The sequence below is a fragment of the Segatella copri genome (assembly GCF_015074785.1).
Lineage (GTDB): Bacteria > Bacteroidota > Bacteroidia > Bacteroidales > Bacteroidaceae > Prevotella.
The window spans coordinates 2,190,354-2,202,098 of sequence record NZ_CP042464.1 but is presented as its reverse complement, the minus strand read 5'-3'; the positions used below and the strand labels follow the sequence as shown (position 1 = coordinate 2,202,098).

11 protein-coding genes are annotated in these 11,745 nt (G+C 45.2%); 8 read left to right on the top strand and 3 right to left on the bottom strand.

The features are described 5' to 3' along the window. Positions 1-93: 93 nt before the first annotated feature. From FO447_RS09470 to mutY, 4 genes are read left to right on the top strand one after another with little or no spacing between them, the layout of a single operon-like run. Complete coding sequence (locus FO447_RS09470) at positions 94-498, top strand: hypothetical protein (RefSeq protein ID WP_118139663.1); 405 nt, start codon at positions 94-96, stop codon at positions 496-498. Positions 499-528: 30 nt separating this feature from the next. Next, positions 529-1,809 (top strand): D-alanyl-D-alanine carboxypeptidase/D-alanyl-D-alanine endopeptidase, encoded by a 1,281-nt coding sequence (gene dacB / locus FO447_RS09465; RefSeq protein ID WP_200756141.1) that lies wholly within the window; start codon positions 529-531, stop codon positions 1,807-1,809. 39 nt (positions 1,810-1,848) lie between these two features. Next, a complete protein-coding gene (locus FO447_RS09460) occupies positions 1,849-3,102 on the top strand; it encodes a mechanosensitive ion channel family protein (RefSeq protein WP_200756140.1) in 1,254 nt (417 codons plus the stop codon). A 35-nt stretch (positions 3,103-3,137) separates the two neighbouring features. Then, entirely contained in the window at positions 3,138-4,145 is a 1,008-nt protein-coding gene (gene mutY / locus FO447_RS09455; RefSeq protein WP_200756139.1) for an A/G-specific adenine glycosylase, read from the top strand. A gap of 52 nt (positions 4,146-4,197) precedes the next feature. Here mutY and FO447_RS09450 read toward each other — a convergent pair whose 3' ends face one another. Then, the gene (locus FO447_RS09450) at positions 4,198-5,769 is read right to left on the bottom strand and encodes an endonuclease I family protein (RefSeq protein WP_200756138.1); all 1,572 of its coding nucleotides are present in this window, start codon (positions 5,767-5,769) and stop codon (positions 4,198-4,200) included. A gap of 281 nt (positions 5,770-6,050) precedes the next feature. On the opposite strand from FO447_RS09450, the gene FO447_RS09445 reads away from it, so the two are divergent. Further along, the gene (locus tag FO447_RS09445; RefSeq protein WP_181976446.1) at positions 6,051-6,218 is read left to right on the top strand and encodes a hypothetical protein; all 168 of its coding nucleotides are present in this window, start codon (positions 6,051-6,053) and stop codon (positions 6,216-6,218) included. 162 nt (positions 6,219-6,380) lie between these two features. Here FO447_RS09445 and rbr read toward each other — a convergent pair whose 3' ends face one another. Continuing rightward, positions 6,381-6,923 carry a rubrerythrin gene (rbr, locus tag FO447_RS09440; RefSeq protein ID WP_117728384.1) on the bottom strand — a complete coding sequence of 181 codons (543 nt, stop codon included), beginning with the start codon at positions 6,921-6,923 and terminating at the stop codon, positions 6,381-6,383. Between the two features lie 157 nt (positions 6,924-7,080). Next, positions 7,081-8,709, bottom strand: a complete 1,629-nt coding sequence (locus FO447_RS09435; protein WP_200756137.1) for a Na+/H+ antiporter NhaC family protein — start codon at positions 8,707-8,709, stop codon at positions 7,081-7,083. Between the two features lie 222 nt (positions 8,710-8,931). On the opposite strand from FO447_RS09435, the gene FO447_RS09430 reads away from it, so the two are divergent. The 3 genes from FO447_RS09430 to eno all read left to right on the top strand — a co-directional run bounded on the left by FO447_RS09430 (position 8,932) and on the right by eno (position 11,687). Next, positions 8,932-9,639, top strand: a complete 708-nt coding sequence (locus tag FO447_RS09430; protein ID WP_200756136.1) for an SIMPL domain-containing protein — start codon at positions 8,932-8,934, stop codon at positions 9,637-9,639. Between the two features lie 92 nt (positions 9,640-9,731). Next, positions 9,732-10,214 carry a thioredoxin gene (trxA, locus tag FO447_RS09425; RefSeq protein WP_200756135.1) on the top strand — a complete coding sequence of 161 codons (483 nt, stop codon included), beginning with the start codon at positions 9,732-9,734 and terminating at the stop codon, positions 10,212-10,214. 165 nt (positions 10,215-10,379) lie between these two features. Next, positions 10,380-11,687, top strand: a complete 1,308-nt coding sequence (gene eno, locus FO447_RS09420) for a phosphopyruvate hydratase (RefSeq protein WP_200756134.1) — start codon at positions 10,380-10,382, stop codon at positions 11,685-11,687. Positions 11,688-11,745: the final 58 nt, after the last annotated feature.

Below are 11,745 nucleotides of genomic sequence, written 5' to 3'. Positions count from 1 at the left end.
TGTAATTTTGCAGCGAAATTTAAGGTTATATAGTCTTTTAGACTATCAAAAGGTCGTAAAAACGACAATAATATAAGGTAATAAATCAAAGTTATGGCAGATAGAACTTTTCATAAGCGCTTTACGCTGACGGCACGTATCGGTGTGGCGGTGTTTGCAATCCTGGCTCTCTACTTCTTCTGGGTCAAACTGGCTATCATCGGCATCTTTGTGGCTATCATCATCGTGGGCATGATAGAGCGCATACTGAATACAACCTATACCTTCAAGATGGTAAAACCGATAGACCTGGATGAGAAAATGGAATATCTCATCATCAATGAGGGCAGGTTCTCTTCCAACAGAAATGTGCCGCTATGTGATGTCATTGATGTACACATCGCCAAGACTTTCTTCGGATTAGACCATTGTGTGGTCATCGAATACGGGCATAAGAATATTGTGACCGTTCAGCCGGATAATGAAGAGGCATTTATGGAGAGAATCAAGAATAAATAATTTCTTTTAAGTTCAGGTGAACTGATTGTGATGAAAAAGATAATATATATGATGTTGGGTCTGATGATGGTATGGATATCCGTACCGGTGCAGGCCCAGAATGTGATTGAAGATGAGGGAATAGAAACGGTTGATGAGGAGGATGTTTCCGACTCTACACTCGTTGACTCCCTGGCAGCGGATACGCTGACTCAGAAATTGCCTTGGCCAGAATCGGTGAAGGTGGGTATTGATAAACTCCTTGAAAGCAAGATGTTCGAAACATCACAGGTAGGACTGATGGTCTGGGACCTGTCTGCTGACTCTTGTATCTATCAGAGAAATGAACGACAGCTGATGCGTCCGGCAAGTACGATGAAGCTCCTGACTGCCATTACGGCGCTCGATAAGTTGGGTGGTTCTTACCAGTTTAAAACCACTCTGAAATATACCGGTACCATTGAGAATGGAGTATTGACGGGGAATATCTATTGTATAGGCGGTATGGATCCCCGTTTCAACAGCGATGATATGTCGGCATTTGTCAATAGTCTGAAGGATATGGGTGTTGACACCATCCGTGGCAGCATCTATGCCGACCGCTCTTTGAAGGATGCCGACCTGTTGGGTGAAGGCTGGTGCTGGGATGATGACAATCCGGTGCTTTCGCCACTGGTATTCCAGCGCAAGGACATCTTTATGGATAAGTTTCTTGCCAAGCTCCGTGAGGAAGGCATCGAATATTCCTGCTTTGGGGCTTCAGAGAAGACTTGCCCTGCGAGTGCCTTTACGGTCTGTACCCGATTCCATACGATGGATCAGATTCTGCACAAGATGATGAAGGAGAGTGATAATCTCTATGCCGAGAGCATGTATTATCAGATTGCGGCTTCTACGGGCAATAAATGGGCGAGTGCCAAGAGTGCCCGAAATGTGGAAAGACAGCTTATCCGTAAGATAGGACTCGATCCGGCAAGATATAAACTGGCTGACGGCTCGGGACTTTCGCTCTATAATTATCTCAGTGCCGAACTGGAGGTGAGACTGCTGCGTTATGCTTATCTCAACGGCAACATCATGGACCATCTGAAGCATTCGCTGCCTATCGGTGGAGTTGACGGTACGTTGAAGAAGCGTATGAAGAACAGTTTTGTGCATGGCAATGTGAAAGCAAAGACGGGTACGCTGACGGGCATCATCTCATTGGCGGGTTACTGTACCGCAGCCAATGGTCATGAGCTCTGTTTCGCCATCATCAACAATGGTATCATGCATGGCAATAATGCCAGACACTTTGCAGATAAAGTATGTACTTTGCTCTGCCAACCGTGAGCGTTAGTTGATAGTTTATAGTTGATAGTTAATAGTTTTATGGAGGAAATTCGTAAGTTTGTAGATGAAATGATTACATGGGCAGGAGTCACCGGTGATTTTGTGCCCATGCTGCGCCATATCTTGCTCACCATTACTGCCATCCTCTTGGCGATGTTGAGCGATTTTCTTTGTCGCAAGATACTGGTTCCGCTCATCAGTAAGATTACTGATAAGACGGACATCACTTGGGATGATGTGCTGCTGAACAAGAAGGTGCTCACCTCGGCTTGCCATATTGTGCCGGCTGTGGTGATATGGTCGCTCATGCCACTGATTTATCTGGAATATCCGATATTCAAGGAAATATTGGAGCGGGCTACGGGCATCTATATCGTGGTGATGTCGGTGCGTACGGTTCTGGTCTTCATCGGGTCTTTCAAAGGACTGGAGGATTCTCAGGAGCGACGCTCGTCGGCTCAGCAGTATTTCCATACTTTCTGCGGTGTTCTCAGGGTATTGATGCTCTTCGTGGCTGCTGTGGTGGTGATTGCCATCCTGCTAGGCAAAAACCCGATGACCCTCTTTGCCGGTTTGGGTGCTACCTCGGCTGTCCTGATGCTAGTCTTCAAGGATACCATCACGGGATTGGCGGCTGGTGTGCGTCTTACCAGCAATGATATGTTGCATAAGGGCGACTGGATTACGGTGAAGTCGGTGGATGCCAATGGTATCGTTGAGGATATGTCACTCACGACCGTGAAGGTGCGCAACTTTGATAACACCATTGTTACTATTTCGCCTACTACCCTGGTGAACGGTTCGTTCCAGAACTGGATTGGTATGCAGAAGAGTGGTGGACGAAGAGTGAAGCGCGTGGTTTACTTCGATTTCCGTAGTGTCCGTCTGGTGGATGAGACATTAAAACGTAATCTGCTTGCCAAGCATTTCGCCACCGAAGATTCGTTTAAGCTGAAGGAGTCGTTGCAGAAGGCGATAGATAAAGATATACAAGAAGGGAAGGATATTGAGGATTTAAAGAATCCTGCAGCCCTTGCTCCTACCAATCTTCAGCTTTACCGTAAATTCATGGAGAAGTATCTGCGCCAGCGTCCGGAGGTCAATACCGATCTCACATTGATGGTGCGTCACATGGAAGCCACACAATGCGGTCTTCCTATCGAGTTCTATTTCTTCATCAAGGATAAGGTATGGGTAAATTACGAGCATATCCTTGCCGATATCATGGAGCATGCCTATGCCTTGGCGAATGAGTTCGGCCTGAAGATTTACGAGCAATATCCGGAACAGTAATTACTTTGAACATTGAGATTTGAACATTGAATTTTATGAATAGTTTTTCGGCTGTCATTATCCGTTGGTTTCGTGAGTATGGTAGGGATTTGCCTTGGCGCGAAACCAAGGATCCTTATGCCATCTGGCTGAGCGAAATCATCCTTCAGCAAACCCGCATCGCACAGGGATGGGAATATTGGGAGCGGTTCATGAAGACCTATCCCAAGGTTGAAGACTTGGCTGCTGCCAGCGAGGATGATGTCTTGAAACTCTGGCAGGGATTGGGGTATTACTCGCGAGCCCGCAACCTTCATACTGCTGCCAAACAGATTGTGGAGCTCGGTCATTTCCCTGATACGCTTGAAGGTATCAAAGCCCTGAAAGGGGTGGGCGATTATACTGCAGCAGCCATCGGTTCTTTCGCTTTCGATATTCCGGCGGCAGTAGTAGATGGCAATGTGTATCGGGTTCTTTCACGCTACTTCGGAATAGATACTCCTATCAACTCAACGCAGGGGAAAAAGGAGTTTGCTGCGTTGGCGCAATCACTTTTGCCTGCTTCTGATGCTGCATCTTATAATCAGGGCATGATGGATTTCGGAGCTATCCAGTGCACTCCCCAATCTCCAAAATGTCTTGTCTGTCCGCTTGCTGAAACCTGTGAGGCTTTGAGAACAGGAAGGGTAGAGGAGTTGCCGGTGAAGAACAAGACACTGAAGGTGAAAACGCGCCATCTCTCCTATATATATATAAGGTGTAAAGGCGAAGTGGCTATCCACCGTCGCGGCGAGGGTGATATCTGGCAAGGATTGTGGGAACCATATAACGCATCAGATGCTCCGCAACTGCCTGCCTTTGTCCATAATCCTCTTCTCCTGGCTAAGGATGTGAAGCATGTACTTACCCATCGCGTCCTCCTTGCCGACTTCTATCTGCAGGAAACAGAAACCCGCCCCCTGCTCCCTGATGATTATATCTGGGTGAAAGAGGACGAGATAGAACAGTATGGTGTTCCTAGATTGATAGAAATCTTGTTGGAAATGGTTCAAGCTAAATCATAAAGAAAAAGCCCATCTTGTATCAGACGATGCAAGATGGGCTTAATGATTTCTGTTATTTCACGATTTTCTTAGCATTCTTACCTTGTTTGATGATTAAGATTCCCTTATAGCCGTTGCTGAGGCTGGTCTTCTTTCCATCAATGGTGTATACCTGATATGACTGACTGAAGTCGATATCGGTAGAAGTTGATATCTGTGTCTGGTTGATGCCTGTTCCCACAGGTTTGGTTCCCTTGACCGACATTTTCTTGATTTCCCAAGTGCAGCAGATGTTTTCATCGCTGGTGTAGCGGAAACGGAGTTGTAACTTGCTTCCACAATACTGTGACAAATCGAGATTATAATCGTTAAACTCCCACGAATCTTTTTGTGGTACCACGAAATCATCGAGCAATGATGTCTCAGTTTCGCCGGTTTCCGGGTTGGTAACCAATGCTTCTATTGACAGGTATTCGTGTCCCTTACCTTTGACGAAGTTGACAGCCTGATTGATAGTCAGTGTTGCATTGTTATATTCCGTAAGGTCTATCTCCGGTGTTGAGAGGAGGGCATCTGCGGCATGGTTCTTCTTGTTGCTTGCTGTATAGGCTGAAGCCTTCCAACCATATTGTGAAGTCTGCATCCATATATTCTTGTAGCCACTTTCGTTTCTGTTGATAGTTTCCGTGCAGCCACCTTTACCCTTGGTAAAGTCTTCGTTCATCAGTGTTTCTACCGAAGGCTTTTCCGGATTAGGGGTTGGGTCGATGGTTCCGCCACCACCTTCTCCACCAGTTCCGCCCTTGTACTCTGTTGCCTTCAGGGTCTTGGCAGGATCGAAAGCATAGTCAATGCTGTCGCCCCATACATATTCCATCAGGTTAGGGAAGTCGATGTATGGGTTGCGGTTGCCTTGAATCTTGAATACCTCTTCATTACGTTGGATTTCCAATTTATCAGGCATGTCACCTTTAGCCCATTGTATATATAAGGTGTAAGCCCATTTCTGCAGTGTTGGGTAGTTGCCCTTCTGCAGAATCTGCAGGGCTTGGGTTCCGGTCCAGTTGAAGTGCTGGTAGGTGGTAGCCATATACATGTAGCCACGGGCAAAGTCGCCCTTCCACATATCAGCAGGCTCCCAATACATTTTTCCGTCGCTGCCTCTGCCCACTTTGGTCCAACCATTGCCTTTATCGCCACTTTCCACCTTTCCCATAGGAAAGTTGCTTTTGGTAGAATTGATTCTGGCTTTGCATGGCATCAGGTTGTAGAGATCTTTATATGCCTGGTTGCTTGCTCCTCCCCACCAGCTTTTAGGGAAAGAGTGTTCTATGTTCATGGCTGCTCCAGGTGTACCTTGAGAGGTTGCTTTCTCCCATTCGTTCTGGGCAGAGTATCGGTCGATATAGTATCCGTTTTCATCCCGGTCTGTATCCCAGAATCCCCACCATGTTTTTCCTTTACCGCTTCCATAGCCATACACTTTAGCTGTTTTGATGATATCGTGTATTGCGTTTTTCAGTTCGGCTCCCTTCTTGCCTTTCAGAGAGTCGTAATAGCCATCAGGTATTTGTGCCAGAGATGGTATAGCTGGCAGGGCTGCTGCAATCATAGCAAGTGTCCATTGTAGTAATTTTCTTCTCATAATTATAATGTTTTGATTAGCGCTGCAAAATTAAGACTTAAAAACCACAAAACCAAGTTTTTACAGAAAAAAAGTGTTCGAAACGATTATAAAAATGTTTCAAAAAGGTATTTCCATCAAATAAATTTGCATCGTATTGAATAATTGCTCAATTTTGCACCAGAAAGTAATTAAAACCCTAAATATAAACAATTTAAAAGTTAAAGCTACAAGGGCGTAGTAATCAAGTACGGAAAGAAATATGTAAATAAGTAAATCAACCTTTTAAAACAATTATCATTATGAACAAGAAAAATTATATCAAGCCAAATATGGATGTTATGAACATCTCTAATGAGTTAATCCTCGCTGCTAGTCCATCTGAAAATTTGAATAACAGTGATGTGATAGAAAATGATTATGAATTCCAGTCAAATAAAAGACCAGGATTAAGTGTCTGGGATAATTAAACAATAATCATGACTCTAGCTTTTTAGGGTGGCTATTCAATCATGAATAAAATAAAAGCCAGCAGGAATTTCCCCTGCTGGCTTTCTTTTAGTATATATCTCGCTATGCGTTTCTTTCGCTAGTCGTTCCGGCGAATTTGGCAAATCCGTCCTAAGCAAGAATTAGTAATTCTGTGCTTCAATCTGGAAGTAGCTCTGTGGGTGGTTGCAGACTGGGCAAACCTCAGGAGCCTTCTTGCCTACTACAATATGTCCGCAGTTAGAGCACTGCCAGATGCAGTCGCCGTCACGAGAGAAGACGAGCTTGTCCTGTACGTTCTTCAAGAGCTTACGATAACGCTCCTCGTGGTGCTTCTCGATTTCAGCAACCATTTCAAACTTAGCTGCAATCTCCTCGAAACCTTCTTCGCGAGCCTCTTTCGCCATACGAGGATACATGTCTGTCCATTCATCGTGCTCACCATTCGCAGCAGCCTCCAGGTTCTTCTCTGTATCCTGGATAGCACCGCCCTCCAGATACTTGAACCACAACTTAGCGTGCTCCTTCTCGTTAGCAGCTGTCTCCTCAAAGATATTAGCTATCTGTACAAAACCGTCCTTCTTTGCCTTGCTTGCAAAATAGGTATATTTGTTACGAGCCTGTGACTCACCAGCGAAAGCCTCCTGGAGGTTCTTCTCTGTCTTTGTTCCTTTTAATTCCTTCATAATGTCTACTTTTTATAATGTTTATATGTTCTTTATTAAATTCTTTTGCAAAGAAAATGCAAACGAGCGCAATGAAAGTTTGCTTTCAAATTGCCGAGTGCAGCTTTTCTTATGCAAAGATATTGAAAATATTTCAAATATACAAATAAATTAAGAACTATTTAACTTTTTGGCGCTTATTTAAATAAAATAAAGCAAAACCGAGCATGGCAACACCGAAGATCCACGAGATAATGGCACTCGTTACCATACCCAGCGTATGAGTGAATCCCGCCACAATGAAGGTGAAGAAACTCACACAGGCCACAGTCAGGGCGTAAGGCAACTGTGATGATACATGATGTACATGCTTGCATTCCGCTCCCGCACTCGCCATGATGGTGGTATCGCTGATAGGAGAGATATGGTCGCCACATACCGCTCCAGCCATACATGCCGAGATAGAGATGATGCGCAAAGGATCAGCACCAGGGAATACGGCGATGCAGATAGGTATCAGAATACCGAAGGTTCCCCAGGAGGTACCCGTAGCAAATGCCAGGAAGCCTGCTACCAGGAAGATGATGCCCGGAAGAAGCATCTGAAGTTCTGAGGCACTGCTCGCTACAACCGATGATACATATTCTGCCGCACCCAGCGAGTCGGTCATACTCTTCAGCGTCCATGCCAAAGTAAGAATCAGAATGGCTGGTACCATCGCCTCAAAACCCTTGATGAGACTACTCATCGCCTCATCGAAAGGCAAGGTCTTGCGAATGGTAAACATCATGATGGTAAGAATCAGGGCCGCCAATGAACCGATTACCAAGCCTACAGAGGCATTGCTCGCAGCAAAGGAATCCACAAAGTTGAGATAGTTGGCATTATCGGCATCGAAGAATCCGCCCGAATATACCATGCCCGCCATGCAGAAGATAATCAGCATGATGATTGGAATCACCAGGTCGCTCACGGTTCCCTTGTTCTTGGAATCCTCTTCCTGTTTGGCTCCCACACCATGCTCGACAATCTGCAGTTTGGTATCGCTCACCTCATCAAGTTTCCCGCCATTGGTTCGCTCGTACCATTCCTTCAGTCTCGCATCATACTTGCTCATCGCCTTGAAGTCGAAGCCCAGTATCACGATGCCAAACATAAAGAGGATGGTAAAGAATGCGTAGAAATTAAAAGGTATCGCCTTGCAGAAAAGTGCCAGTCCGTTCTCACCTCCTGATACGAAGCCCGATACCGCAGCTGCCCAACTCGAGATAGGGGAGATGATGCAGACCGGAGCGGCTGTAGAATCGATGAGATAAGCCAGCTTCTCCTTGGTAACACCGTTGCGCACTGCGATAGGACGCATCACCGAACCCACCGTAAGGCAGTTGAAGTAATCATCGATGAATATCAGAATGCCGAGCAGAATGGTGGCAATCTGCACCCCAATCTTTGAGTGTACGTGTTTGGAAGCCCAACGGCCGAAAGCTGCCGAACCTCCCGCCTTGTTCATCAATGAAACGATGCTGCCTAATACCACCAGGAATACCAGAATGCCCACGTTCCATGGGTCGGAGAGGCAATGTATCAAACCGTATGCCTTGGCATCATCGCCTTCACCTACAGTGTGGTTTGTCAGGTGAACGAGGAATCCGTCGAAACCTGTTCCCATCGAAATGCAATATTGAACGGCACCCAGTATGATACCGATAAAAAGAGAAGAATAGACCTCCTTCGTCTTCAGCGCCAGAGCGATGGCGACGATAGGAGGCAGTAACGACCATGCGGTCCCAATCATGTTGTAATCCATTTTATTGTTTTTGGGCAAAGGTAGTTTTTTTTGGTAATATATGCAAGCTTTTGGGCAGAAAAAATGGTGCTTATGGGTTGATATGGGCTGTTTTAGCATATTTTATCATTATAAAGTGTCGTTTTTCTATATTTTTATTGTATCTTTGAAAACTCAAATTGCAACTCAATCTGAGATAGAATGGAAACTCAATTTTAACAACTTAATAATGGAGGACTAATTATGAACATCAATTCTGGTATTAAGCAAGCCGTGATTTTAACCATCGGCATCATCATGCTTGGATTTTGTATCAAGTCGGGACTTGAAAGTGTGATTAGTAAAGACCGAAAGGTTGTAGTGAAAGGCCTTGCCGAAAAGGAGGTGGAGGCTGATAAGGTGACGTGGCCTATCGTTTCCAAGGAAATAGGCAATGACCTGCCTGAACTCTATCAAAAAATCAATGCCACCACGAGAACCATCAGAAACTTCCTGGTGGAGAATGGTGTTAAGGCTAATGAAATCAATGTGAATGCGCCTGTGGTCATAGATCTCAATGCTGAACGGTATGGCGAAAACCGCCAGGGGTATCGTTATAACATTACTTCCATCATCACGGTTACATCCAAGAATGTGAAACTGGTCCGCAGTATCATTGCCCGTCAGGGTGATCTGCTTCAGAAAGGTGTTGCTATTGTGGATGGTGGTTACGAGAATCCGGTGAAGTATGAGTATGTTGCCTTCCGGCAGATGAAACCTCAGATGATGCAGGAGGCGATAGAGAATGCTGAGCAGACTGCTACCCAGTTTGCTGAGAACAGCAAGAGTAAGATAGACAAGATTATGAATGCCGACCAGGGCCAGTTCTCTATTGAAGACCGCGATTCCAATACCCCATATATTAAAAAGGTAAGGGTTGTTACTACCGTTACTTATTCTTTGAAGGATTAGGAGTAGTGATTAGTGAATAGTGATTAATTGTAATAAGAGGGTGTGTTATAGACTAATGGCACACTCTATCAAATTAAAGCAACGAAAAAACGATGAAGAAAATCATATTAGCAGCTATTTTATTTCTACCATTTCTTGTTTCTTGTACACAGAACAGGAAAGCACCTGATGTTTCTCCTCAAACGACTGTAGGGAAAACTGAAAAGAATGAAACTGCCAAGGTGCAATATCTTACCACATCTGATTTCAGAAAAAAGATTATGGATTACGAGGCTCATCCGGAAGAGTGGGTCTTTGCCGGTTCCCGTCCTGCCGTCATCGATTTCTATACCACCTGGTGTGGTCCTTGCAAGATGATGGCTCCCGTAGTGGAATCTCTCGCCGAGAAATATGCTGGCAAGATAGATTTCTATAAGGTGGATATCGACCAGGAGTCTGAACTTGCTTCTGTTTTCGGTATCAGCAGCATCCCTACCTTCCTATTCATCCCCGTGAAAGGCAAACCATCTGTGCAGATGGGTGCTATGCAAAAGGAGGATTTCGAAGGACTGATTGATAAAATTAAAATAAAATGACAATTTGGTAGCATCTCAAATTTCCATGCCTCTCCTTACCTATATGTAGGTATTTTCGGGCGAATACCTACTTTTGATGATGCCCGAAATTTGGAGATTTGTCAGATAATACCTAAATTTGCACTCGGAAAAAATTTTTTATGTAATTAAAAGTATTATAGAATTATGATTATTGAAAATGTTCATGCAAGAGAAATCTTGGATTCTCGTGGCAATCCTACAGTAGAGGTTGAAGTTTCTTTGAAGTCAGGTGTCGTAGGTCGTGCATCGGTTCCTTCTGGTGCATCCACTGGTGAGAACGAGGCTTTGGAACTTCGTGATGGCGACAAGAACCGCTATGGCGGCAAGGGTGTCTTGAAGGCCGTGGAGAATGTGAATCAGGTGATTGCTCCGGCTTTGGTTGGCTTCTCTGCCTTGGAGCAGCGTGCCATCGATTATAAGATGTTGGAACTGGACGGTACCAAGACCAAGTCAAACCTGGGTGCCAATGCCATCCTCGGTGTTTCTTTGGCTGTGGCTCATGCTGCTGCTGAGTATCTCCACATCCCATTGTATCGCTACATTGGCGGTTGCAATACTTACACCCTTCCTGTTCCTATGATGAATATCATCAATGGTGGTGCTCACTCTGATGCGCCTATCGCCTTCCAGGAATTTATGATCCGTCCTGTGGGTGCTCCTTCCGAGAAGGAGGCTATCCGTATGGGTGCTGAGGTGTTCCATGCCTTGGCTAAGCTCCTGAAGAGCCGCGGTCTTTCTACTGCCGTAGGTGATGAGGGCGGTTTTGCTCCTGCACTCGATGGTATTGAGGATGCGCTCGACAGCATCTGTCAGGCTATCAAGGATGCCGGTTATGAGCCAAGAAAGGATGTGAAGATTGCCATGGACTGTGCTGCCAGCGAGTTTGCTGTTCAGGAGAATGGTGAGTGGTACTACGATTATCGCCAGTTGAAGGATGGTAAGAAGAAGGATCCTAATGGTAAGAAACTGACTGCTGCTGAGCAAATCAAGTTCCTGGAAGAATTGATTACCAAATATCCTATCGATTCAATCGAGGATGGCCTTGACGAGAACGATTGGGACAACTGGGTGAAGTTGACTGCTGCCATTGGCGATCGTTGCCAGTTGGTTGGTGACGACCTCTTTGTTACCAACGTGAAGTTCCTGGAGAAGGGCATCAAGATGGGTGCTGCCAACTCTATCCTCATCAAGGTGAACCAGATTGGTTCTCTTACCGAGACACTGGATGCTATCGAGATGGCTCACCGTCATGGTTACACCACCGTTACTTCCCATCGTTCTGGTGAAACCGAGGATACAACAATTGCTGATATTGCCGTAGCAACTAACTCTGGTCAGATTAAGACGGGTTCTATGAGTCGTACCGACCGTATGGCTAAGTACAACCAGCTTATCCGCATCGAAGAGCAGTTGGGCAATAACGCAGCTTATGGTTATAAGAAGTTGAAATAGGAATGATGATATGAAATTGGGAAACACCAATTTCACCATAACATACACATTTTATAAA